This window comes from Shewanella sp. MF05913 (assembly GCF_059758095.1).
Window position 1 is genome coordinate 131045 of the sequence record NZ_JCAYNT010000007.1, and the last position, 23567, is coordinate 154611.

The 23567-nt window shown below is 42.9% G+C and carries 23 protein-coding genes; 14 read left to right on the plus strand and 9 right to left on the minus strand.

Annotation, left to right across the window (positions count from 1 at the left end):
- Window positions 1-46 precede the first annotated feature (46 nt).
- From AC19MV_RS11015 to AC19MV_RS11030, 4 genes are all read left to right on the plus strand, one after another.
- Complete coding sequence (locus AC19MV_RS11015; protein ID WP_498307552.1) at window positions 47-1588, plus strand: peptidoglycan DD-metalloendopeptidase family protein; 1542 nt, start codon at window positions 47-49, stop codon at window positions 1586-1588.
- Between the two features lie 41 nt (window positions 1589-1629).
- Entirely contained in the window at window positions 1630-2745 is a 1116-nt protein-coding gene (locus AC19MV_RS11020) for an anhydro-N-acetylmuramic acid kinase (protein WP_498307554.1), read from the plus strand.
- A 92-nt stretch (window positions 2746-2837) separates the two neighbouring features.
- On the plus strand, window positions 2838-3224 hold the full coding sequence (locus AC19MV_RS11025) for a DUF2750 domain-containing protein (RefSeq protein WP_498297146.1): 387 nt from the start codon (window positions 2838-2840) through the stop codon (window positions 3222-3224).
- Between the two features lie 27 nt (window positions 3225-3251).
- Window positions 3252-3713 (plus strand): hypothetical protein, encoded by a 462-nt coding sequence (locus AC19MV_RS11030; protein ID WP_498307556.1) that lies wholly within the window; start codon window positions 3252-3254, stop codon window positions 3711-3713.
- A 90-nt stretch (window positions 3714-3803) separates the two neighbouring features.
- Here AC19MV_RS11030 and erpA read toward each other — a convergent pair whose 3' ends face one another.
- Window positions 3804-4154: an iron-sulfur cluster insertion protein ErpA gene (erpA, locus tag AC19MV_RS11035; protein ID WP_160053015.1), complete on the minus strand. Its 351-nt coding sequence runs from the start codon at window positions 4152-4154 to the stop codon at window positions 3804-3806.
- 24 nt (window positions 4155-4178) lie between these two features.
- On the minus strand, window positions 4179-4949 hold the full coding sequence (locus tag AC19MV_RS11040; RefSeq protein WP_432399345.1) for a DUF6776 family protein: 771 nt from the start codon (window positions 4947-4949) through the stop codon (window positions 4179-4181).
- A 52-nt stretch (window positions 4950-5001) separates the two neighbouring features.
- Here AC19MV_RS11040 and AC19MV_RS11045 point away from each other — a divergent pair, with 52 nt between their 5' ends.
- The 4 genes from AC19MV_RS11045 to nhaD all read left to right on the plus strand — a co-directional run bounded on the left by AC19MV_RS11045 (window position 5002) and on the right by nhaD (window position 10884).
- Window positions 5002-6741 (plus strand): chloride channel protein, encoded by a 1740-nt coding sequence (locus AC19MV_RS11045; RefSeq protein WP_498307558.1) that lies wholly within the window; start codon window positions 5002-5004, stop codon window positions 6739-6741.
- Window positions 6742-6981: 240 nt separating this feature from the next.
- Window positions 6982-8001, plus strand: a complete 1020-nt coding sequence (locus AC19MV_RS11050; protein WP_432399347.1) for an aspartate carbamoyltransferase — start codon at window positions 6982-6984, stop codon at window positions 7999-8001.
- Window positions 8002-8027: 26 nt separating this feature from the next.
- Window positions 8028-9314, plus strand: a complete 1287-nt coding sequence (hemL, locus tag AC19MV_RS11055) for a glutamate-1-semialdehyde 2,1-aminomutase (protein WP_498307560.1) — start codon at window positions 8028-8030, stop codon at window positions 9312-9314.
- Window positions 9315-9636: 322 nt separating this feature from the next.
- Window positions 9637-10884: a sodium:proton antiporter NhaD gene (nhaD, locus tag AC19MV_RS11060; protein ID WP_498297136.1), complete on the plus strand. Its 1248-nt coding sequence runs from the start codon at window positions 9637-9639 to the stop codon at window positions 10882-10884.
- A 115-nt stretch (window positions 10885-10999) separates the two neighbouring features.
- Here nhaD and AC19MV_RS11065 read toward each other — a convergent pair whose 3' ends face one another.
- Both AC19MV_RS11065 and AC19MV_RS11070 read right to left on the minus strand, forming a co-directional pair.
- Window positions 11000-12097, minus strand: coding sequence for a general secretion pathway protein GspB (locus AC19MV_RS11065; protein ID WP_498307562.1), 1098 nt, complete (start codon window positions 12095-12097; stop codon window positions 11000-11002).
- The gene (locus tag AC19MV_RS11070; protein WP_498307564.1) at window positions 12097-13743 is read right to left on the minus strand and encodes an ExeA family protein; all 1647 of its coding nucleotides are present in this window, start codon (window positions 13741-13743) and stop codon (window positions 12097-12099) included. Before AC19MV_RS11070 ends, AC19MV_RS11065 begins: the two co-directional genes overlap by 1 nt.
- A 130-nt stretch (window positions 13744-13873) precedes the next feature.
- Here AC19MV_RS11070 and AC19MV_RS11075 point away from each other — a divergent pair, with 130 nt between their 5' ends.
- Window positions 13874-15106 (plus strand): multifunctional CCA addition/repair protein, encoded by a 1233-nt coding sequence (locus tag AC19MV_RS11075; protein WP_498307565.1) that lies wholly within the window; start codon window positions 13874-13876, stop codon window positions 15104-15106.
- Between the two features lie 279 nt (window positions 15107-15385).
- The gene (locus AC19MV_RS11080) at window positions 15386-15652 is read left to right on the plus strand and encodes an Lpp/OprI family alanine-zipper lipoprotein (RefSeq protein WP_124017059.1); all 267 of its coding nucleotides are present in this window, start codon (window positions 15386-15388) and stop codon (window positions 15650-15652) included.
- Window positions 15653-16072: 420 nt separating this feature from the next.
- Here AC19MV_RS11080 and AC19MV_RS11085 read toward each other — a convergent pair whose 3' ends face one another.
- The 4 genes from AC19MV_RS11085 to folB form a co-directional block, all read right to left on the minus strand.
- Window positions 16073-16909, minus strand: coding sequence for a putative RNA methyltransferase (locus AC19MV_RS11085; RefSeq protein ID WP_498307567.1), 837 nt, complete (start codon window positions 16907-16909; stop codon window positions 16073-16075).
- 103 nt (window positions 16910-17012) lie between these two features.
- Complete coding sequence (locus AC19MV_RS11090; protein WP_432399354.1) at window positions 17013-17810, minus strand: undecaprenyl-diphosphate phosphatase; 798 nt, start codon at window positions 17808-17810, stop codon at window positions 17013-17015.
- Window positions 17811-17835: 25 nt separating this feature from the next.
- On the minus strand, window positions 17836-18360 hold the full coding sequence (gene folK / locus AC19MV_RS11095; RefSeq protein WP_498307569.1) for a 2-amino-4-hydroxy-6-hydroxymethyldihydropteridine diphosphokinase: 525 nt from the start codon (window positions 18358-18360) through the stop codon (window positions 17836-17838).
- A 39-nt stretch (window positions 18361-18399) separates the two neighbouring features.
- Window positions 18400-18753: a dihydroneopterin aldolase gene (gene folB / locus AC19MV_RS11100; RefSeq protein ID WP_432399356.1), complete on the minus strand. Its 354-nt coding sequence runs from the start codon at window positions 18751-18753 to the stop codon at window positions 18400-18402.
- 266 nt (window positions 18754-19019) lie between these two features.
- Here folB and plsY point away from each other — a divergent pair, with 266 nt between their 5' ends.
- Entirely contained in the window at window positions 19020-19649 is a 630-nt protein-coding gene (gene plsY / locus AC19MV_RS11105; protein ID WP_498297123.1) for a glycerol-3-phosphate 1-O-acyltransferase PlsY, read from the plus strand.
- A gap of 24 nt (window positions 19650-19673) precedes the next feature.
- On the opposite strand, the gene tsaD is transcribed toward plsY, so the two are convergent.
- Window positions 19674-20690: a tRNA (adenosine(37)-N6)-threonylcarbamoyltransferase complex transferase subunit TsaD gene (gene tsaD / locus AC19MV_RS11110; protein WP_498297121.1), complete on the minus strand. Its 1017-nt coding sequence runs from the start codon at window positions 20688-20690 to the stop codon at window positions 19674-19676.
- Window positions 20691-21023: 333 nt separating this feature from the next.
- Here tsaD and rpsU point away from each other — a divergent pair, with 333 nt between their 5' ends.
- The 3 genes from rpsU to dnaG all read left to right on the plus strand — a co-directional run bounded on the left by rpsU (window position 21024) and on the right by dnaG (window position 23506).
- A complete protein-coding gene (rpsU, locus tag AC19MV_RS11115) occupies window positions 21024-21239 on the plus strand; it encodes a 30S ribosomal protein S21 (protein ID WP_006080725.1) in 216 nt (71 codons plus the stop codon).
- 7 nt (window positions 21240-21246) lie between these two features.
- A complete protein-coding gene (locus AC19MV_RS11120) occupies window positions 21247-21690 on the plus strand; it encodes a GatB/YqeY domain-containing protein (RefSeq protein ID WP_498307571.1) in 444 nt (147 codons plus the stop codon).
- 88 nt (window positions 21691-21778) lie between these two features.
- A complete protein-coding gene (gene dnaG / locus AC19MV_RS11125) occupies window positions 21779-23506 on the plus strand; it encodes a DNA primase (protein ID WP_432399360.1) in 1728 nt (575 codons plus the stop codon).
- Window positions 23507-23567: the final 61 nt, after the last annotated feature.

The following is a 23567-nucleotide window of genomic DNA, read 5'->3' on the forward strand; positions in this document are numbered from 1 at the left end:
ACACTTAGCAGATAACAACACTAGAGAGAAATTGGTACCTGAGTCAATGGCAAAGCTTCTAACTTTATTCACATTGTTGCCAAAAGCACATCAAATCACACTGTCATTATTAGTGATGTTAACCACTATTATTCTGATGTTTCCATCGGAAGATGCTCAAGCATCTAAACAAACCCAATTAGTGAGCAAATCAACAGATAAAAACACCACAGAAAACGATACTCGTTATTCTGCACCGTTGGCCTTTAGAACGCCTACAGCCCCTACAGATGACAAAGATGTTGAGCAAGAAGAGATTGCCGACAATATCTTTGATAACAGTACATTATCACCACAAAATGTGAACGAACATGAGGCGGTATCTGAAACCGCTGACGACGAGGCATTTGCACAACACCTCGCGATGCTGCAAACCCGCCCAGAGGGCGTCGATGGAGTACTCAATGATATTGATAACCAACTCGCCAAGCAAAAAGCAAAAATAAAACAGCAAGCGAGCAACGATGATTACACCGTTGAATATTATGAAGTCGCAAAAGGTGACACTTTAGGGGGGTTATTCAGCCGTGCAGGGTTAACCGCTAAAGATGTGTATGACATTACTCAACTGCCTTTAGCGAAAAAGAATTTGCTTACCATTATGCCGGGTGAAGAAATTGCCATCAGCAAAAATGATTTAGGTGAGTTAAAAGAACTGAGCTACCGCATGGATAAAGTGTCTACCTTAGTGATCAGTCATAACAATGACCGATACAAAGAAGTGGTAAACACCAAAGAAGTGCAAAGTCGTACCTCGTTTATTACCGCCACCATTAAAAGCAATTTTTGGAATGCCGCCGCTGACGCAGGCTTGTCAGGAAATCACATTATGGAACTGGCCAACATTTTTGGCTGGGATGTCGACTTTGCTTTAGATATTCGCAAAGGCGATCATTTTTCATTATTGTTTGACCAAGAATATGCCGACGGCCAATTTTTACGTAACGGCAATATCTTAGCCGCTGAGTTTATTAACCAGGGCGAACGATATACTGCAGTGCGTTATACCGACGGTGAATACTATTCAGAAAACGGCAACAGCATGCGTAAAGCGTTTTTACGCTCGCCAGTCGACTTTAAATATGTCAGTTCTAACTTTAATCCACGCCGTTTGCACCCGGTAACAGGTCAAATCAAGGCCCATCGTGGTGTTGATTATGTTGCAGCCATCGGCACACCGATTAAAGCCGCCGGTAAAGGCAAAGTGATTGAGTCTGGGTATAACCAATTTAATGGTAACTATGTGTTCATTAAACACAACGAAACCTACACCACCAAATATTTGCATTTAACCAAACGCAAAGTAAATCGTGGTGAAACGGTAAAGCAAGGTCAAGTGATTGGTACTTTAGGTAAAACAGGTCGAGTAACTGGCGCCCATTTACATTATGAGTTCATTGTTAACGGTGTACATCGCAATCCACGCACCATAGATTTACCTAAATCAATGCCCATTAACCGCAGCGAAAAAGGCAAGTTTTCGACTTTAAGTAAACAGTTAATGGCGCAATTAAAATCAAATCAACAGCAGCAATTGGCAAGCAATTAATTTGCTTGCCTTGCTCGCGACTTCAGTACAGAGAGTATTTCATGTCTAAGCCAGAATATTTTATCGGCCTGATGTCGGGCACCAGCATGGACGGCGTCGATGCCGTGTTAGTTGATTTTACAGCTGAGCAACCCAAATTAATTGCCGGCCATACTGAAGCAATTCCGGGCCATTTGTTAAAAGGCTTACAGCGCTTATGCCAAGCTGCAACCGATGATGAAATAAATCGCTTAGGTCGCCTTGATCGCAGTGTCGGTAAATTATTTGCCCAAGCCGTGAATAACTTACTGGCAAAAACCGATATCACCGCAGAGCAAGTTATCGCAATAGGATCGCATGGACAAACTGTGCGTCACATGCCTAATTTAGAAATGGGCTTTACCCTGCAAATTGGTGACCCCAATACCATCGCTGTTGAAACCAACATCGATGTCATTGCCGATTTTAGACGCAAAGATATTGCGCTGGGTGGCCAAGGTGCACCGCTAGTACCCGCATTTCATCAGCAAGTCTTTGCTAAACAAGGGCAAACGCGAGTCATTTTAAATATTGGTGGTATCGCTAACATTACTTACTTGCCAGGCAACAGCGACGATGTTCTCGGTTTTGATACCGGCCCAGGCAATACCCTAATTGATTACTTTGTTAACCAGAGTTTAGGCCACGCATTTGATGAAAATGGCGCGTGGGCAGCCTCAGGTGAAACTCATCCAGAATTTCTTAAACAGCTGTTATCACATTCTTATTTTTCTTTATCTGCGCCTAAGAGCACAGGCAGAGAACTGTTTAACCAGGCATGGCTTGAGCAACAATTAGCAGATTATAGCCACTTAGACCAGGAAGATATTCAGTCAACCTTACTCGACCTAACCTGCCACAGCATTGCCAATGATATTAATAAGCTGTCGACGACTGGCGAGTTGTTTGTTTGTGGCGGCGGCGCACTGAATACCGAGTTAATGCAACGCTTAGCGCGATTAGTCCCAGGTTATAAAATGGACACCACAGCGGGTTTAGGCGTAGATGCTAAATGGGTTGAGGGCATTGCCTTTGCCTGGCTCGCTATGCGTCATCACAACGACTTACCAGCAAACTTACCGGCAGTCACTGGCGCATCGCGCGCTGCCGTACTGGGTGGTCGTTTTAGAGCAAGATAACTTTTTCAATGCGGGCCTCAATGTTATGATGACCGCAAATTTGCCAAATCGATTGGGTTTAGCAAAGCCTTTACTAATTAATGAGAGTCAATATGAGCAACAAAGTTAAAAGTGTATCTGAGTTAATGAATCTTACGCCAGAAGGCCGTTACGATTATATGGTTGAGCAAGTTAAAGCAGAACAAACCATATGGACTCTGCAAGATCAAGATGGTTGCGTCATGCTAACCACCGAAGATGAAGATTGCATCCCGATGTGGCCATCGGAAGAAACTGCCGCACTTTGGGCGGTTGACGAATGGAATGAGTGCGAACCATTGGCAATTCCATTGTCAGAATTCCAAGAACGCTGGGTGAGCGGCATGGAAGATGACGATTTATTTATTGCGGTATTCCCAGTTCAAGAAGACTTAGGCGTGGTTGTTCCACCCTACGAAGTGAACGAACGTTTAACACCAAAGTCGCAAGCTAAGCATTAATCTGCACAAAAAATTGAATAGAGCATAATGACCCAAGAATCAACTCAGCCAGTCACCACTACTGATGCGGCCAAACCAAGCATACCAAAGCGACTAGTCGCATTAATGTTGGTTTATGTCATTACCTCGGTTGGCGGTCTAATTGCTGCTCAATCAATGTCAGAACTCAGTGCGATGTTATGCGTATTAACACTGATTTTAGTGCTCGGCATTATGGGCCGGCAAAAAGCGGCATTGTATTTATTGCGGGTTTACAGTCTGCTTCAACTCATGCTTTGCAGTATGCTACCGATTATTATGTACGACCCTGATAACCTTGACGCTGGGCCTACCACCGTGGATTTTGGTGCGTTCCAAACAGTGGTGCCAGACTGGATTCTTTATAGCGTGCTTATCGCTGTGGGGATGCTACAAGTGTGGATAAGCTTTAATACCAAGGTCAAAGCATGGTTTAAGTCACGCATTAACTTCAATATTATTAGCGGTTAACCTTCTCGCTAAAATGATACAAAAAAGCCGTCTCTCGACGGCTTTTTTATTATAGGTTTGTCACCCAACAAGAAGTTTCGGATATAACGATTACACCGAGAAACTCGCACCACAACCACAGGTTGTCGTTGCGTTCGGGTTTTTAACAAAAAAACGAGAACCTTCAAGGCCAGATGTATAATCCACTTCGCCACCCATAAGGTATTGAAGACTCATTGGATCAACAACAAGTTGTACGCCTTGCTTTTCAATAGTGAAGTCACCTTCGTTGACTTTTTCATCGAACGTAAAGCCATACTGAAAACCAGAGCAACCACCACCTGTAACGTATACACGTAGTTTTAATTCAGGATTCTGTTCTTCTTCTAACAGCCCTTTTACCTTAGTTGCTGCAGCATCGGTAAATTGGATCGGCATTGCTGCATCAGTTTGTTCAGTCATTACTACCTCTTACTTCGGTGTCTACTAAGAATTATCCTTTACCTGACTATTTTGTTCAAGTATTACCCGCAGTTCTTTTTCACCCATCAATAGCTCAGGCACATTATAGGTTTGCTCAATAGCACCGCCTTTAACGCCGCGACTCGCATTCACCTTCACTTTAACGGCTATCCTTTGCAGGCTAAACCCTACAGGTAGAACAATATCGCTGTCCATAATTTGAAAATAACTAAATTCAAAATCTAACTTTTTGTTCAATAACTTATTTAATGACAGTGAACTGGACTTGCCATCTTGGCTTCCTATTAACGTCACCTCTGCACTGGCCTTCACTTTCGCTTTGCGTTTTTGTAACTGAGTGAGCACGATTCGTAATTGAAATTGCTCGGCACTCACACCTTGCACTAGCTCTACGGTATTAATGGCAACGCCTTCAACGTCGGCATCGGTCACCATCACACTACGATAAAATGCGAGTTCTTTTTCTAACGCTTTTTGCTGAGTCAGTTGTTGGCTAAACATATCTTGCATTTCTTTATTGGCATTTTCAGCAATACTTAATGCCATATTACGGCTGGCTAAGACTTGAGCTTGCTCGTCAAGTTGCTGTAATAATTTACGCTTGCCACTGGCACTATTGGGCGTTGCCTCTGGAGCAAACGACAGCCAAAGATTAAAACTGACGGCGCCCAATAGAAATGACACCAGCACTAAGCTGAGTAAGTATTTGCTCGATGTCCTATTTTTACGTTCTAAAACTTGCAGTCTGTCTAACCAACGGTGATAATTTAACATTAGGTAACAACCTTTTAAAGAATTCGAATGCCAATGAGCCTAGAGCTAAACAGTGCAATTTAAGATAAATAAAGTCGCTATTATTCACGCCAAAAGAGCGGCGCGCAAATATCTGCACAATGAATTTAGAGATAAACTGTCTCAAGCCAAAATTAGTGTACAACTTTGTGCACTGGCTCTGCTGTTTGCAATAATAGCCTCTGTGGTCATTATTCTGTTTCGCTTAAGCCTAGTTTGGGCAGAACAATATCTGCTTTCGGACACGAATACTATCAGTTCAACATTAACGGACTGGCGAAGTTATCTGCCGTTGATTGGCGCGGCATTAATTTGGTTATTGTCATTACTAGGCTCAAAGCGTTACCGCCGTATGGGCATTGCCTATGTTCTGCATCGATTTAAGTTACATTATGGCAAAGTACCTCTGCAATCTGCTGCAGGGCAATTTTTTCAGGCCTTAATTGCCCTCATGAGTAACTTCTCTGTTGGTAAAGAAGGCCCGGCGATCCACCTTGGCGCAGTAAGCGCCAGTGTGATGGCAGAGAAATTCAGCTTGCCAGATAATAGTGTGCGTATTATGTGTGCAAGCGGCATAGCCGCAGGGATTGCTGCAACCTTTAACGCGCCACTCGCGGCCGTATTATTTGTATTTGAAGTCATCGTACGCGAATACAAAATCCATTATTTTTTCCCGATTATGTTATCGGCCATTTGCGGCGCAGTATCGAGCCAATTGGTGTTTGGTAACGTGCATGAATACGAGCTGATTAATGTCATCCGTATTCCACTAGACCACTATCCCATTTTACTTATCGGCGGTGTGGTGCTGGGCTGCGTTGCGGCACTGTTTAACTTTTCACTGTTAACCGTAACAGCAAGAGGTCAAAAGTGGCCGCTAATTTACCGATTACTCATTGCCGCGACGATCACCACATTAATTGGCTTAGTGATGCCACAAGCGTTAGGTTCTGGTGACTTTGCTATTCATGAAGCCATTAGCGAACACCCTAGCCTGCTGTTTTTAATTGGCTTACTGCTGGCAAAAATGCTGGCCACAATCGCCGCCATTGGTTTTGGCGTACCCGGTGGATTAATTGGCCCACTTTATGGTATTGGGGCGTTAGTGGGCGCTATTTTGGCTATTTTAAGTAGTTTGTTATTTCCATCGATTGCGCCTTATGTTGGCTTGTATACCGTCATTGGCATGACCGCAATGATGGGCGTTTGTTTAAGCGCACCATTAGCTGCACTGGTGGCCTTGCTGGAACTGAGCAATGACACATCCATTATTTTACCGGCGATGTTTATTACCATTCCGGCATTTTTGGTGGCTTACCAGGGTTTTAACACTAGCTCTATTTTCTTAAAACAATTAGACATTATGGGGCTGGGGTACAAGGTTGCACCATTGAACCAGGGCTTACAAAAGAAAGGGGTAAGGGTATTAATGGACCGCCGCTTTGTGATTGTAAACGATGACGATGAACTGCTGCTTGAAGTATTAAAGCGCGCCGAGGGAAGACCTGTACTGGTGCGAAATGGCGAAGGCCAAATAGAAATGTTACGCCTCGAAATGCAGTCTTTTGAAGACTCAACCACCTTGTCTCGTCACCCTATGCCAGGATTGCCAGACAGTGCCACACTCAACGAAGCCTATGAAGCTTTAGCGGCAAAACGTTCAGGTGAAGTGTATATTTATCGCGACAGCCCCAATAATCCCAATGGCCAAAAAGTAGTTGGGGTAATTAGCTGGACAAACTTATTGCAAGAAATCCGTTCAGGGCAAATTTAAAGGTGTTTTATTAACCTGCGGCGCCAGAATATACCGTGAATACACCGCCAATAAACGTCACTGATTTGTTCTATTTCGCAGTAAGTGAATCTCGACCAGCATATTTATCTGCTGTTTATTTTCTGCTACAATTTTGCCTCAGCCACATGATAAAAAAAACCGATAAATACCCTATAAATAACGGTAAAATAGCACGCTGTTTTGGTGACTATTTTACCCTACACTCTGGAAATCAGGCTGATGATGCAGTTCGAAGGTTCACATATCCTTTCCGTAAGCCAGTTAGATCTGGATTCAATAAACACTATTTTTAACGTCGCTAATAAAATGACCCCTTACGCATTGCGTGAAAAACGCACCAAGGTGTTAGAGGGCGCTATTTTAGGTAACCTGTTTTTTGAACCTAGTACCCGTACTCGCGTCAGCTTTGGCTGTGCATTTAATTTATTGGGTGGCCATGTTCGTGAAACCACCGGAATGGCATCGTCGTCATTATCAAAAGGCGAATCGCTCTATGATACCGCCAGAGTGCTGTCGACTTATTCTGATGTGATTGCCATGCGCCATCCCGATGCTTATTCAGTAAAAGAGTTCGCAGAAGGCAGCCGAGTGCCAGTCATTAATGGTGGCGATGGTCCAAATGAGCACCCTACTCAAGCCTTGCTTGACTTGTTTACCATTAAAAAAGAGCTCAGCCACGCAGGTATGGGCATCGACGGTATGCACATTGCCATGGTAGGTGATTTAAAATATGGCCGAACAGTTCACTCTTTATCGCGCTTACTTTGTATGCATAAAGATATTAAGTTCACATTGATTTCACCCAGTGAGCTAGCAATGCCTGACTATGTGATCGCCGACATTGAAAATGCTGGCCATAAGATCACAATAACAGAGCAACTTGAAGGTAATTTACATCATGCCGACATTTTGTATTTGACCCGCATTCAAGAAGAGCGTTTTCCGTCACAAGAAGAAGCGAACAAGTATCGCGGCAAATTTCGCTTAAATCACAATATTTACACACAGCACTGCAAGTCTAATACTGTGATTATGCACCCGTTACCACGAGATTCGCGCGCACAAGCAAACGAGCTCGACAATGATTTAAACAGCCATCCAAGTTTGGCTATTTTTAGACAAGCCGACAACGGCTTACTTATCCGTATGGCACTCTTTGCATTAACACTTGGAGTTGAAAATCAACTCGAAAAGTATGAGTGCCCAGTAAACTGGTATTCACGTAAAGCCGATAGATAATTGGCACACTATATTAAGGATTAGACATGACCCGTTCCGAAGTATTATTTGAACAGGCTAAAAAGACCATTCCAGGTGGCGTTAACTCACCCGTTCGTGCCTTTAATGGTGTTGGTGGTTCGCCGTTATTTATCGAAAAAGCTGATGGTGCTTATATATTCGATGCTGACGGTAAAAAATATATCGACTACGTTGGTTCATGGGGACCGATGATTTTAGGCCATAATCACCCTAAAATTCGTCAAGCTGTATTAGCGGCTGTAGAAAATGGTTTGTCATTTGGTGCGCCAACTGAATTAGAAGTCAGAATGGCTGAAAAAGTCATCTCGATGGTGCCATCAATGGAGCAGGTCCGTATGGTGAGCTCAGGTACTGAAGCGACCATGAGCGCCATTCGTTTAGCCCGCGGCTTTACTAATCGCGACAACATTTTAAAGTTTGAAGGTTGTTACCACGGCCATGCAGACTGTTTGTTAGTTAAAGCAGGTTCTGGTGCATTAACGCTTGGTCAGCCAAGCTCGCCTGGTATCCCTGAAGACTTTGCTAAACACACGTTAACAGCAACCTACAACGACCTTGATTCTGTGCGTGCTATTTTCGAACAACACCCAGACGATATCGCTTGTATTATCCTTGAGCCTGTTGCTGGCAACATGAACTGCATTCCACCTGTAGACGGTTTCTTACAAGGCCTACGAGCGATTTGTGATGAATTCAATGCGTTACTCATCATCGATGAAGTCATGACAGGTTTCCGTGTGTCTATGAGCGGTGCACAAGGCTTCTATGGCGTAACGCCAGACTTAACGACACTAGGTAAAGTGATTGGCGGCGGCATGCCTGTCGGTGCTTTTGGTGGCCGTAAAGACGTGATGCAATATATTGCTCCAACGGGTCCAGTTTACCAAGCGGGTACTTTATCGGGTAACCCAATTGCAATGACTGCAGGTTTAGCGCAACTGGAGGCATTATGTGAGCCTGGTTTATATGAGGCGCTTGCCGATAAAACCAAACGTGTTGCACAAGGCTTTAAAGCGGCTGCAGACAAGCACGGTATTCCGTTAAGCATTACTTATGCTGGCGGCATGTTTGGTTTCTTCTTTACTGAAGACACTGCACCAATGACCTCGTTTGCTCAAGTCACTCAATGTAACATGGAGCATTTCCGTCATTTTTACCATGCAATGTTAGATGAAGGCATATATTTAGCGCCTAGCGCTTATGAAGCAGGCTTCTTATCTATGGCTCATGGCGATGAAGAAATTGAATACACATTAGCCGCTGTTGACCGTATTTTTGCTGCTATGAAGTAAATCATGCTAAGGCTTAACGCCATTTTACGTTAAGCGCATAGTTGATAACAAAAATAGGATAAACAACTAAGTTGTTTATCCTATTTTTATTTGTGTTAACAAATTCCTATCCCCTTTTCCCGTGTTCATTATTTTATCCACGACTTTGGTCGATAATTAACGAAAAAAACTGTGATCTATATTGCGAAAACGCCCGTGGTGTGATGTGATCGCACCGCCAAAAACAAGCTTAATTGAACCTTAAAACACGGTTTGTATTAAGTGAGCAGAAATTCACGGTAATGAGCTTAATTACCTACAACACAAAGTTGGAATTGCAGTCATGCTACATACCTTTCTTATCTCACTTGCGGTGCTTGCACTGTTAAGTATCGTGCTCGAAGAAGTTACCCATATTAATAAAGCAAAAACCACCTTGTTCCTTGGCTGCGTTGCCTGGATCACCCTCTTTATGGCCTCTGGTAGTCCAGAAAACAGTAAATTGGTAGGTGAAGAGCTCAATGAAAACTTATTAGAAATTGCCACTCTGTGGTTGTTTTTAATGTCGACCATGACCTTTGTCGCATACCTTAATGCTAAGGGTATGATCCAGGTATTAGTGCAGAAAATCTTCCCACAACAAGTGTCAGTGCGCATGCTGATGTTGCAAGTGGGTATGTTTTCGTTGGTGCTATCAACCTTTTGTGACAACGTAACGGCCACCTTAGTGTCTTTGGGATTGCTCACCACGTTCAATTTAGACAGCCAAATGCGTCGCCGTATGGCAGTGTTGATTATTTTTGCGGTTAACTCTGGTGGTGTTGCACTTATTACTGGTGATGTGACTACATTAATGATTTTCTTAGCCGGTAAAGTGCATATCTCTGAGTTACTGATTTTGTTCATACCTGCTGGGATAAGTGTGGGTTTACTGGCGGTATTATTTTCACTTAAAGCCGAAGGCCGTGTGAGTACCACACCTGTTGAACAAAATTACAATACGGTCGATATCGTTATTGGCTGCATTTTCTTCGCGACCATTATTTTAACCATGGTACTTAACGTATTGTTTGGTATTCCACCAGTATTAACCTTCTTATTCGGTTTGTCAGTGATGTTCTTAGTGGGCCGCACGAACAAGAGTAACAGCGAAGAAGTACAGGTACTTGAATACATACGTCAGGTTGAATTTGATACCTTATTATTCTTTCTAGGGATCTTATTATTGGTCGGCATGCTGAAAGAAATTGGCACACTTAACCTGCTAACCGATGTGTACGGAATGTACAATCCAAGTATTTCTAACTTCTTTACAGGTATGGGCTCAGCACTATTAGACAACGTGCCATTAACTGCGGCGTTATTAAAAGCAGATCCTGTGTTAACCACGGCGCAGTGGTTAAGCTTAACCTACGCTGTCGGAGTCGGTGGGTCATTACTTATCATCGGTTCTGCGTCGGGTATTATCGCCATGAGCAAAGTAGAAGAGCTGACATTTGTAAGCTACTTAAAATATGTACCAGCTTTACTATTATGTTATTGCATAGGTTATGGCTTAACTTTGTTTTTAGCTAACCATATCCATGGCTAAAACAGCATAAGCAGCACTTCAATACCCAACAAAGGCGCATTCAGCGCCTTTGTTGTTTTTAAACTTGTCGATATTCACTTTTTAGCTTGAGTAGCCTGAACTCATGATAAGTAAGCTATATCGCTGGTACTCTAAATTGCTCGCCATTAATATCCAGTACGATATCACGAGGACGAATTTCAATAATCGTCAGTTTATTTTGAATCATGTCCCCCTGTTGTAACTCGACACCATCGACATTTAACCAACGGTTATTGGGCTCCGATGAATACACATGCGCATTAATAGTAAACTCTGGTACTTGTAACTGCACACTCGCAGGTAAGTCGCCATACTTAGGGATCTGCTGATTACTCGATTTGGGGATAGGATCAAGCTTTGGCTCTGTCACTTGTTGATTAACTGATTGTTCAAACTCAACATCTTTAAGTGCAACTTCAAACGCTGCCAGTAAGTTATTACGCTCATCGACTGAAGGGGCTTTAACCGAAGCAAAGTCGACTTCTTGGGCCGCAGTATTAACCTGCATTCGTAACGCCTCAAGTTCGGCTAATCCTCGTCTGTTAGCATTGGCGCCTAGTATTATTTGCTCTTGCTGACGAGCCTGTTGCTGAGCTAATTGTTGTTGAGATCGTTGTTGTCGATCTTGAATCTGTTGTTCTTGAAGCTGCTGCAACTCACGATTAGCGACATCATTGTCATTAAAACGATTATCTTGATTATCATTTGATGCCACGGTGTTTGGCTGTGAATAAGCCTCTGTTACCTCAGTATCATTAACATAACCATTATTGTTATTAGCATACGGTGATGCCGCTGATGCGTTAGAAAATTGATTAAACGGTTTGGCTATCGGCAGCGCCACTTTACCCGCTAAACGGATCTGGTCATTGGTTTGAGAAGCTGCATCATTATTGTTGTTCACTGATGTGGACTTAATGATTGGAGCCCCTGGCTGACTCACTCCCACAGTTTTTTCAGGTTCAACCTGTATATCAACCTTTAACAGTGATGGTGACGGTACTAACAACACGCTCATCCCCCACGCAGCACCTATACCTAATATTATTGCACCTGCAAGTAAACTGTATGGATTCAACTTCCTCGCAGGGCGTGATGGCGAGGAATAATGAGCGCCAGGTGTAGACATTAAGTCTGCTACATCACCTTGCTGCTGTTTATTACGATTAACAGCATCTAATAAAATAGACATTAACGGCGTACCTCGGCGGCTACTAACCTTGGACCTTGCTGACTCAAATATAAATTAAGTTGTATCAGTGTTTGGCTGCCGGCAATGCCATCTGGCTTTAATCCATGCTGACGCTGAAATTGCATTAATTGCTGCTCTAAATCACTGTCAAACTGAGTTAATAAACGAGCTCGACGCTGATCCACCATGGCTAAACTATTTTCAAGCCATTGCACTTGCGCCAAACTTGAAGACTGACCAATCTCACGAGGCAGCACACTGTCAGGTTGCCATAAAATTTCAAACGTGCCGCTAAAGTGTCGGTCAAACCAATCTTTATTTACCCAAAACTGCTGCTCGCCTAGTTGCAATAAAATCTGTTCAGCTTGACGCTCAACAATCACTCCGTAAAACACATTGGCTTGTGCATCTTGCAGGTAAACAACCGCGGGATAATTTAAGCGCATAATGCTGTGCCAATTACCTTGCTGCTGATAGCAGGCTAACTCTTGCTGCTGCGCGGCCTGGCAAGCAGATAACCCGGTAATGGGCTGCTTATTCCATAAACCAAATAAACCGGCAAATGCATTATCGATACTGCTGCTTTGTAACATCGCCTGACGTAAAATTTGCTGCTCTGCATTAACTGCAGGCAGGGTTTGTAATGGCTGCTGTACTGCTGCTGGCCGCGTATTGTCGATACCTGATGTAGCGACATTGGCAGAAACTGGAGGCAATATTGCCGCTGTATTGATGTTTTCATCAATGGCAGAGCGATTAAACAGATAAAAAGATAAACCAAATGCCAACACCAGTGCGGCAGCGGCAACAAAGGGCCAGCGCTTATCTGAAGACACATCAATATCGCCTAACACTTCAACCGCAGCCTGATTGACCATTTTGTGATCAATCGGTACTTTCGCCTGGCCATATCCCGCCATTAATGCACGTTCGCACAATAAATTGGTTAAACGCGGGATACCGCCAGAATGTTTATGTAATGCTGCTATCGCTTTGCGCGTAAATAACGGCTCATGGCGGCCTGCCACTTGTAATCGATGCAATACGTATAATCCGATCTCATCTTTATTCAGTGGTAATAAATGATAGCGGGCAGTAATACGCTGTGCTAATTGACGTAAATCTTGGCGTTTCAGTAATTGTTGTAATTCAGGCTGCCCAATCAAAATCACTTGCAGCAACTTTTTAGTATTGGTTTCTAAATTCGTTAATAAACGCAGTTGCTCTAATACTTCGGAGCGTAAGTGCTGCGCTTCATCAATAATCAATACCGTGTTGCGTCCGTTTTTATGATTATTAAGCAAATACATGCTAATCAAATCTGTAAGCTGCTTTAACGTAGGGTTGTCGCCATAGATAATTTCCAGCTCGTCACATAATGTGGCTAACAGCTCTAGCTCGGTCAAAGAAGGGTTAAGAATAAAAGCGGTGTCTGTGTTGTCGGGTATTTGTTGCAACAAACAACGCGACACGGTAGTTTTTCCGGTACCGACTTCACCGGTTAACAATACAAACCCACCGGTTTCACCCAGGCCATAAGTTAAGTGAGCCAACGCTTCACGATGACGGTCGCTTAAGAACATATAATGAGGGTTAGGCGCAATTGAAAACGGATTATCATTTAATCCATAGAAGGCTTTATACATTCGACCAAAAATCCTTATTTGAAACTGACGGCTCACGTTAATGCTTGTGTGTTTGCTTGTCAAAAGTTAGCCGTAAAAATCTAACTCTGATAATATTTAAGCCACTTATTATTACACGTTGTGGTACGCCATGAAGATTTATTTAGTCGGCGGGGCCGTGCGCGACACCCTTCTTAATCAAACTGTTGTTGATAAAGATTACGTGGTGGTCGGTAGCAGTGTCGAAGAAATGCTTGAACAGGGTTATCAACAAGTCGGCAAAGACTTTCCTGTATTTTTGCACCCCAAAACTCAACAAGAATATGCCTTGGCCAGAACGGAGCGAAAAACCGGTAATGGTTACCAGGGGTTTAGTTGCGATGCCAACAAACAAGTGACTCTTGAAGAAGACTTATTGCGCCGAGACTTAACCATTAATGCCATCGCGCAAGACGAGCAAGGCACATTGTATGACCCATTCCAGGGTATAAAAGACATTAAGGCTAAAACCTTACGCCATGTGTCACAGGCATTTGTCGAAGATCCACTTCGTGTTTTGCGCGTTGCACGTTTTGCTGCTCGATTTCATCATTTAGGCTTTACTGTCGCGCCAGAAACTATGCAGTTAATGACCGATATTGCTAATAGTGGCGAACTCGAACATCTTACACCAGAGCGTGTATGGCAAGAATGCGACAAAGCGTTAGGCAGCCAAAGTCCGCAGATATTTTTTGAGGTACTAAAACAATGCCAGGCCCTTGTGGTGTTATTTCCTGAAATCGATGCATTATTTGGCGTACCACAACCTGAAAAATGGCATCCCGAAATCGACAGCGGAATTCATACGCTAATGGTATTAGAGCAGACAAGTTTATTAAGTCGTAACAAAGCGGTCCGTTTTGCAGCGCTAGTGCATGATTTAGGTAAAGCCCTTACCCCAAAGCAAGACTGGCCGAAACATTATGGCCATGGGCAAAAAGGCTTACCTGCCATTAAAAAGTTATGCGCCCGTATCAAAGTGCCAAATGACTATCGTGATTTAGCACTATTAGTGAGCGACCAACACCAAAATATTCATAATGCCTTTGAACTTAGAGCAGAGACTATCGTCAAATTGTTTGATAAAGCAGATTTTTGGCGTAAACCACAACGTCTCACCGATTTATTGTTATGTTGCCACGGCGACATCAGAGGCCGCACTGGGTTTGAACACGCTTTATATCCGCAAGCAGAATATTTACAGCAATGTTATCAGCTCGCAACGCAGGTAGATGTTCAGTCAATTATTGCGGAGGGCCATCAAGGTGCACAAATAAAAAACCAATTACAGCTTAAACGCATTCAACGTGTTAATGACTTTAAATTACAATTGGTTAAAATCTAACAATTATGCTACAAAAGAGTGTCGGAACGTTTATGATAAAAAGCGAAAAAATGCAATTTTTAGCAGTGAATAAGCAATAAATCACTAAGATTTATATAAAATCGATAAATAAATGTCCTTTTAAGCTTGTAGACTTGCAATTTTCATTTATTTCGCTATTTTAAGTAAATATTCTTTTGTTTGCCTATAGCAAATAAAAAAAACTGTGACATAATTACGCCGTTGCAAAGGCACACGCCGTTGCACTATTTAACAACCTATATATTAAGGGATTTACCCATGAACAAGAAAGTACTGATGATTGCTGGTGTTGCGATGACTGCTTTATTAGGTGGTTGTGCTAACACTACTGCTTTAGAAGAAAGCGTAGCAAACCTAGGTAACAAAGTTGATCAACTATCAGCAGAAGTTGGTTCTTTAAAGTCTGAGCAAAGCAAGCTATCTGCCGATGTTAAAGGCGCTAAAGCTGCTTCTATGGACGCACAAGCCGAAGCTAAACGTGCTAACGACCGTTTAGACAACATGGCTTCTTCTTACAAAAAGTAAGAATTGCTATTAAAAATTAGCTTATATTAATAGGTTGATTATTAGGGCTTGATTGTTGATTTACTACTTAGGTAGCTTTCAACGTCAAGCCTTAATTATTTGTGCAATATAAAGAATCAAGCAGTAAATCTAAACACCTCCGACAACTCTACATCCCCTACCAATCCACACCCGTTCAGTCAGTATTTCCCCAATGTATTTTCAACCAGTTAATCTTTCTAAACAATGCTATAGAAATCTCACTATCCGCGATTAATTCGTAGTCTATGACCGCTCTCATATCAGGCTACTATCATATCAGGCCGCGAAGTGCTTTAGCCCTTATATCATTCCGCATTAATAAGTGATGACTCAGCGAGAGTTTAAAAGGGCTTAAATAAGGCGCATGGCTGAATGAATGTTTGTTATCAGGTTAGACTTTTATAAGCGCTTCTTGAGCGTAATGATCTGCCAATCGAACTCAAGTTCAGATATCGCAGTCGCTTTGATTTGGTGCTTTAACTCATCATGAGCCCGCCAGCCAAACACCGACATTTCTAACAACGTGAGCGCTTGCTCGCCTGTTACAGATTGAGTAAAACTCACTTGCTGCTGTGATTCAATTTCAAGCTCATTAGGTAAATTAAGCTGTAATGGCTTTTCGACCAAATCTGGATACACTTGTTGCTTAATTTGCCACAGATGGCGCACGCCGGGCTGTAACATCAAAATTCGGCCATCATCCTTTAATACTCTAATACACTCTTTGCCTTTTAAGAGTGAATCGAACACGGTAATGACATCCATTGATTGAGTCGAAAAAGGCAGTTTCTTCAGCGCGGCTAAAATTAATTTTGCTGGGGTTTGCGCTTTAGCCGCTGCAAATATTGCATTCTCGGCGTCAGTAATCCCCCAATGTTCACACGCAACACCAGCCTCTTCAACGGCAGGCACTAGCTGGCGTAAGTAATAGCCGTCGGCACACTGGTAGTCAAGATGCTCAAAAGCCTGCTCACTGGTGGCATTTAATACGCTTAACAACGCTGTTTGTAATTGGGTAATAAGCGGTGTGAATAGCCCTGACGCCAACAAAAAATGACGACCGCGCATTTGCTGGCGTGACAACACTTGAGGTTTAGTTTTGGTATTACTCAGTAACGGCCAATAACCTTGCGCATGTTTATCAAAATGGTGTTTATTGTCACAATAAAAACCCATTGAAGCTTGATGTTGATTTATCGGTGCAGCGCACACTGGGCATAATAGCGGTAGAGTCATAGTAAACCTTAACTCGAGATAACAAACAGTTACCCATAATGAAAACAAAAAACGGGTATTGCTACCCGTTTATAAAGTGTGTAATTAATTTTTAGCCATCGTCTTAAAGATAGAGCATACCAAGCAATAAGCCGCCTAATAATAAACGGTAAATCACAAATGGGGTCATGCCGATTTTGCTAATAAACTTTAAAAAGTAATGAATGCACAAGTATGCCGCAATAAACGACACCACAATACCTAATCCAAGTGCTTGATAATCAATAGCCGCAGGGCTTTCAACTAAATCTTTAGTGACCAGTAAGGCCGCACCAAAGCTCACAGGTATCGACATTAAAAACGAGAAACGCGCCGCAGCTTCGCGGGTTAACCCCAGCATTAACGCTGCAGTCATTGTTGCACCAGAACGTGATGTTCCGGGGATCAGTGCCATCGCTTGAGCTAAACCGATAAGCAGGGCTTTTTTCCAGCCCATTTGAAACTCGTTTAATTGCGCTTTTGACATGCGGTCAGCCAACCACAGTAATAAACCAAACACGATGGTCGTAATGGCAATCACTAAGGTATTTCTGAAATGGGTTTCAATAAATTCTTTCGCCGTAAAACCGACGATTACGGCGGGGATCGTCGCTAAAATTATCCACCAAGCCAATTTACTCTCCTGGCTTTGCTTACCCGTAAAACTACTAAACCATGATGTAGTTAAGGTCACAATGTCATGGCGAAAGTAAATCACTACCGCAAATAACGAGCCTGTATTGACCGCGACATCAAATGAAAGCCCTTGATCTGACCAGCCAAAAAGCTGTGAGGGTAAAATTAAATGCGCCGAGCTAGAAATGGGTAAAAACTCAGTAAGACCTTGAATTAATGCCAGCAAAATAACTTGAAACGTGTCCATATTTTTCCTTGTGGGGAGTCACTTTTTAGAGGGTTGATAACGTAATGTTTAGTTGTAATTCTGCTGGAAAATCAAACGTGATAGGCCACAGACTTTGACAGTGTTTGTCATATGCTTGCCAAAGAGAATGATAATTTTTTTGCACAACCGGGTGATTCAAATCTGGCGCTATTTCAGCTAATGGCCACAATACAAAGGCATTAAATAAGATTTCACCTCGCGGGAGTTCAACTGGCAAGTTGCATATTGTGTCATCGTATAGCAGTAAATCAATATCTAAGCTTCGCGGACTAAACTTCTTCTCGCTTTTAATGCGGCCATTGGCCTGTTCAATCTGTTTAAACGTTGCGACCACATCTGCAATGCTCAAATCTGTATCTGCAGCGGCAACCATGTTTAAAAAATTGGTGCCTTTAAAGCCGACAGCTTCGCTTTCAAATACCCGCGATAACTGTAAAGCGCCAAAATACTGCTGCAAGTCAAGCAAGCCGGCTTTAAGGTGTTGCTCAGGAGAGATATTGGTCCCTAAGCTGATATAAATACGTGCCATTGACTAACCCAAATGCTAATACGGTAAAAAGAAAAACACTTATATACGTCCACGTTCAATCTCAACACCGACGGAAGCGGCATGTGGGACAGCACCAGGCTTCATCACCACCACTTTAACCCAAGGTACGTTAAACTCATCTTGCAAGCACTGTGCAATCATTTCGGCAACGGTTTCGATTAATTCAATTGGCTTTTCAGTGATTAACGCTGTCAGGCGATTAGATACGGTTTCATAACATAACGCATGTTCGTACTCGTCACTGGCAGCGGCAAGACGATTGTCCCACGCCATATCTAAATCAATTAGCAGAGTTTGGTGAAGCTTTTTTTCCCATTCATAAATACCGATTACGGTTTCTATGGCTAACTGACGTATAAGCACTTTATCCATGTAACTATCCACCTTAAAGACTTAAAAAGACCCGGAGATCATCCTAATCAAACTTTATTACCGATTATATGCTTAATAATACACATTTGGTCTTTTTCCTAATGAATTAAAACAGTAGGATAAGCGCTGTTGTGCAATTAACATCATTTGAATTAACTCATCTGAACCAACAATGTTAACGTGAAGACAGTGTCAGTGGATACTGAAAAATATCTGCCTTGCAAACGAATGCGCGATGATACCCTAAGAAGAGTAAGGAAACCAATTTGAACACCGTTATTGTCACAATATTGATGATCATCGCCGCGTACTTAGCAGGCTCGATCTCAAGTGCCGTATTGGTTTGTAAAATAAGAGGTTTACCCGACCCTAGAACCAGCGGTTCAGGCAATCCAGGTGCCACAAACGTATTGCGGATCGGCGGAGTGAGCTCTGCAATTTTAGTCCTCTTTTTCGATATGCTCAAAGGTGCACTGCCCTCTTACCTGGGCTATAAAATAGGTCTTGATGCCGCATCACTCGGATTTATTGCAGTAAGTGCCTGTCTTGGTCACATATTCCCGCTGTTTTTTGGCTTTAAAGGCGGTAAAGGTGTAGCAACCGCATTTGGTGCAATGGCGCCCATTGGTGGCGATTTAGCCTTGTGCCTAATCGTTACCTGGATTGTGTTTGTGCTTATTACGCGCTACTCATCAGTTGCGGCCATGGCGGCAGCAACACTCGCGCCTTTTTATACCTGGTGGTTAGATGATAGATTTATTCTGCCTGTTGCGATGCTTTCTACGTTGATTTTAATTCGTCACAAAGACAACATCGGCCGCTTACGTATTGGTGAAGAAAGTAAAGTTTCTCGAAAAAGATCCATAAAAAAACCTAACTCATCTAAAAAAAGTTAGGTTTTCGTAACTCACTGTTAACGCTTAATCTACCGCTGGCAATGTGTCTAAAGGCCAACGAGGTTGCCCTTTAACAGACAAAGGTTCTGTCTGCCCAGCACGTAAACGCTGCAATCCGGCATAAGCAATCATCGCACCGTTATCAGTACAAAACTCACCGCGTGGGTAATATACTTTACCGCCTAAATTGGTCATCATTTCAGCTAACGACTCTCGTAAACGCGTATTTGCGCTCACGCCGCCGGCTATCACTAACCGCTTATAACCCGTTTGTTTTAGAGCACGCTTGCATTTAATGGCCAATGTATCAACAACGGCCTCTTCAAATGCGCGAGCAATGTTTGCCCGGGTTTGATGATCGTTAGGCTCCGCTGCAATCGTGTTCGCGGTAAAGGTTTTTAAACCAGAAAAGCTGAAATCTAATCCCGGTCTATCTGTCATTGGTCGCGGGAATTTATACCCGGCAGGTACACCTTGTTGCGCTAATTTAGCTAAGCGTGGTCCGCCTGGATAATCCAGTCCCATCAGCTTAGCCGTTTTATCAAAAGCTTCACCAGCAGCGTCATCAACCGACTCACCTAATACTTGATAACGACCAATGCCTTCAACTTGCACCAACATAGAATGACCGCCTGACACTAACAGTGCGATAAACGGAAATTCTGGCACATCATCTTCTAACATAGGCGCCAATAAATGGCCTTCCATGTGATGCACACCCACGGCAGGTTTATTCCACGCATAAGCCAAAGAGCGACCTACACATGCCCCCACAAGCAATGCACCAATCAACCCAGGGCCTTTGGTGTATGCCACGCCATCAATGTCATCTAAACTTGAATTTGCTTGTGCTAGAGCCTGCTTAATCAAAGGCACAATTTTACGTACATGATCACGAGATGCGAGCTCAGGCACCACACCACCATAATCGGCGTGCAATTTAACTTGGCTGTATAGCACATGCGACATTAAGCCTAATTTATCGTCATACACTGCAATACCAGTTTCATCACAGGATGTCTCTATACCAATAACCCGCATAATCTCTCGTCTTCATCAAAAATATGGCCGCCAATTCTACCCGTGTCGAGGTAAATACTCCAATGTTTCAGTATTTAACCTGCAAGAGATTTGATTAAATTCCGCTAACATATTAAAAATGAGTGCCTTACACCCAACGCAAAGAGAAAATCAATCAGGGGTTTACAAATGGTCGCTGCTCGGTGTAAAATTCCGCACCATTTTAAATAGCCTTTGGATTGAGTTGAGACACTGCTGTTTAATGTGCTGGCATTTGTTTTTAAACTCATGACAGACAGTGTTGAACTGTAGACTTAGCCAACCAACATAACTACACCTAAGGGGTGATGGCGTATGCCAATTATTAAAGTACGTGAAAACGAACCATTCGACGTAGCTCTTCGTCGTTTCAAGCGCTCTTGTGAAAAAGCTGGTATTTTAGCTGACGTGCGTGCTCGTGAATTCTACGAGAAGCCAACAACTGCTCGTAAGCGTGCAAAAGCTGCTGCAGTTAAGCGTTTAGCTAAAAAGCTTTCTCGCGAAAACGCACGTCGCGTACGTTTATATTAATCTCATTATGAACTTAACCGATCAGCTAATAGACCAAATGAATAACGCCATGCGTGCTAGAGAAAAAGTGCGCTTGGGGACAATTCGTATGGCACTTGCCGCCATTAGACAGATTGAAGTGGATACCCGCGAAACTCTGACTGATGAACAAGCGATAGCTGTATTAACCAAAATGGTCAAACAACGTCGCGACTCTATTGTTCAATATGAAGCAGCAGGTCGTCCGGAGTTAGCAGCTGTTGAAGCAGAAGAGATTCAAGTTATTGAAACTTTTTTACCTAAACAACTTACAGAAGATGAAGTCGCAACGATTATCGATGCAACTATCGCGGAAGTCGGTGCTGCAACCATGGCGGATATGGGTAAAGTAATGGGAGCATTAAAATCGAAAGTTCAAGGCCGTGCAGATTTAGGTGCCATTGGTACCATGATACGCGCTAAATTGAAGTAATCGCTTTTTAATGTTGAATAAGCCGTGCACTTGCACGGCTTGTTTGTTTAAATCAGTTGATAAAGTAAATTCGAGAACATAGCAATCAATGGCGATACCTCGTGATTTTATCAATGAGCTTATAGCTCGCATTGACATAGTCGATCTTATTGATCGCAAAGTTCCTTTGAAAAAAGCCGGTAAAAATCATTCGGCTTGTTGTCCTTTTCATAGTGAAAAATCACCCTCTTTTACCGTCAGCAGAGACAAACAATTTTATCATTGTTTCGGATGTGGCGCCCACGGCAATGCTATTGACTTTGTCATGGAGTACGATCGTCTCGAATTTGTTGATGCCATTGAAGAACTTGCCGGTCAACTCGGAATCCCCGTACCTAGAGAACAAGGTACAGGAAAAAGACCCGACCAAGGATTAAGCCGCGATTTATATGAACTGATGGAAGAAGCAAATCTTTTTTATCAGAGTCAATTACGGCAACACACAGATAAACAAAAAGTGGTTGATTACCTCGCATTTCGTGGTCTATCCGACGAGGTAGTTGAACAATTTGGTATTGGCTTTGCGCCAGACGGCTGGGACGGTTTACTGGGCCGTTATCGCCAAAACCAAGCAGCACAAGATAAATTGCTTACAGCAGGCATGCTAATCGCTAACGATAACGGCAAACGTTATGACCGTTTTCGCGACAGATTGATGTTCCCGATCCGTGATCGTAGAGGTCGCGTAGTCGGATTTGGAGGAAGAGTTTTGGGCGACGGCACCCCAAAGTACTTGAATTCTCCAGAAACGCCCATATTTCATAAGGGTAATGAGCTTTATGGTTTGTATGAGCTCAAACAAAAACATCGCGACCCACAACATGTGTTGATTGTAGAAGGATACATGGATGTGGTTGCTCTGGCACAATTTGGGGTAGATTACGCAGTAGCGTCATTAGGCACTTCAACCACAGCTGAACAATTTCAACTGTTAGTGCGTAGTGCAAAACAGGTTATTTGTTGTTACGACGGTGACCGAGCTGGACGAGAAGCCGCATGGCGTGCACTCGAAACAGCTTTGCCCCTACTGAAACCCGGTGACCAAGTTAAATTTATGTTTTTGCCACAAGGCGAAGACCCTGACACCATGGTCAGAAAAATTGGCAAAGACGCATTTGAAGCATTAATGCAAAAAGCCATGTTATTACCAGAGTTTTTGTTTGATACATTAAGTAGCAACCATGGCTCCGATAAAGGGGCATTAGCCAAGCAAGCCATTGCGCTAATTGAAAAGGTACAAGATACCGTCCTACAGAATTTGTTGTTAGAAAACCTAGCACACAAGTTGGGCATGAACAGTGCCGATGATTTAAAGAAAAAACTCGGTTTTGCTGTTAACAAAGTAAAACCACTCAATGCAAAAGGCTTACAAGGCCGTGGTACACCATTAAGGTTAGCCATTGCCCTACTGGTTCAAAACCCTAGCCTCGGCTTTGGTTTAGCCATTCAGCCTGCATTAGAGCGACTGCAAATGCCCGGTATCGCATTACTTGGACACTTGCTAGACATGACTCGAGAGCAATCGTTAAACAGCGCACAACTACTTGAACTGCATAGAGAGCATGAACAAAAAAGCACTCTAACAAAGTTAGCCCACTGGGATCATCAAGTGGCGGATGAAAACGTATTGCCAGAGTTTAAACAAACCTTGATATGGTTGAACAATCAATATATTGAACAACTATACCAAGAGCTAAGCCTTAAACAGACTTTAACCAAAGTTGAAAAAGTTCAGCTAACAAAGTTAGTTGCGATAATGAAAGGCATTGCAAAATAATACGCAATTATTGATGAATAATCTGCGTACAAAACGGTGCCACGGACTAGCTAAGATTAGT

Coding starts and splice junctions, on each gene's coding strand:
- folB (WP_432399356.1), bottom strand. CDS start 18,753: ATGGATAAAGTGCTTATACGTCAGTTAGCCATAGAAACCGTAATCGGT.
- AC19MV_RS11025 (WP_498297146.1), top strand. CDS start 2,838: ATGAGCAACAAAGTTAAAAGTGTATCTGAGTTAATGAATCTTACGCCA.
- nhaD (WP_498297136.1), top strand. CDS start 9,637: ATGCTACATACCTTTCTTATCTCACTTGCGGTGCTTGCACTGTTAAGT.
- AC19MV_RS11080 (WP_124017059.1), top strand. CDS start 15,386: ATGAACAAGAAAGTACTGATGATTGCTGGTGTTGCGATGACTGCTTTA.
- tsaD (WP_498297121.1), bottom strand. CDS start 20,690: ATGCGGGTTATTGGTATAGAGACATCCTGTGATGAAACTGGTATTGCA.
- AC19MV_RS11040 (WP_432399345.1), bottom strand. CDS start 4,949: ATGTTAAATTATCACCGTTGGTTAGACAGACTGCAAGTTTTAGAACGT.
- AC19MV_RS11085 (WP_498307567.1), bottom strand. CDS start 16,909: ATGACTCTACCGCTATTATGCCCAGTGTGCGCTGCACCGATAAATCAA.
- AC19MV_RS11050 (WP_432399347.1), top strand. CDS start 6,982: ATGATGCAGTTCGAAGGTTCACATATCCTTTCCGTAAGCCAGTTAGAT.
- AC19MV_RS11065 (WP_498307562.1), bottom strand. CDS start 12,097: ATGTCTATTTTATTAGATGCTGTTAATCGTAATAAACAGCAGCAAGGT.
- AC19MV_RS11075 (WP_498307565.1), top strand. CDS start 13,874: ATGAAGATTTATTTAGTCGGCGGGGCCGTGCGCGACACCCTTCTTAAT.
- folK (WP_498307569.1), bottom strand. CDS start 18,360: ATGGCACGTATTTATATCAGCTTAGGGACCAATATCTCTCCTGAGCAA.
- AC19MV_RS11030 (WP_498307556.1), top strand. CDS start 3,252: ATGACCCAAGAATCAACTCAGCCAGTCACCACTACTGATGCGGCCAAA.
- AC19MV_RS11015 (WP_498307552.1), top strand. CDS start 47: ATGGCAAAGCTTCTAACTTTATTCACATTGTTGCCAAAAGCACATCAA.
- AC19MV_RS11070 (WP_498307564.1), bottom strand. CDS start 13,743: ATGTATAAAGCCTTCTATGGATTAAATGATAATCCGTTTTCAATTGCG.
- AC19MV_RS11090 (WP_432399354.1), bottom strand. CDS start 17,810: ATGGACACGTTTCAAGTTATTTTGCTGGCATTAATTCAAGGTCTTACT.
- AC19MV_RS11020 (WP_498307554.1), top strand. CDS start 1,630: ATGTCTAAGCCAGAATATTTTATCGGCCTGATGTCGGGCACCAGCATG.
- rpsU (WP_006080725.1), top strand. CDS start 21,024: ATGCCAATTATTAAAGTACGTGAAAACGAACCATTCGACGTAGCTCTT.
- AC19MV_RS11120 (WP_498307571.1), top strand. CDS start 21,247: ATGAACTTAACCGATCAGCTAATAGACCAAATGAATAACGCCATGCGT.
- hemL (WP_498307560.1), top strand. CDS start 8,028: ATGACCCGTTCCGAAGTATTATTTGAACAGGCTAAAAAGACCATTCCA.
- erpA (WP_160053015.1), bottom strand. CDS start 4,154: ATGACTGAACAAACTGATGCAGCAATGCCGATCCAATTTACCGATGCT.
- dnaG (WP_432399360.1), top strand. CDS start 21,779: ATGGCGATACCTCGTGATTTTATCAATGAGCTTATAGCTCGCATTGAC.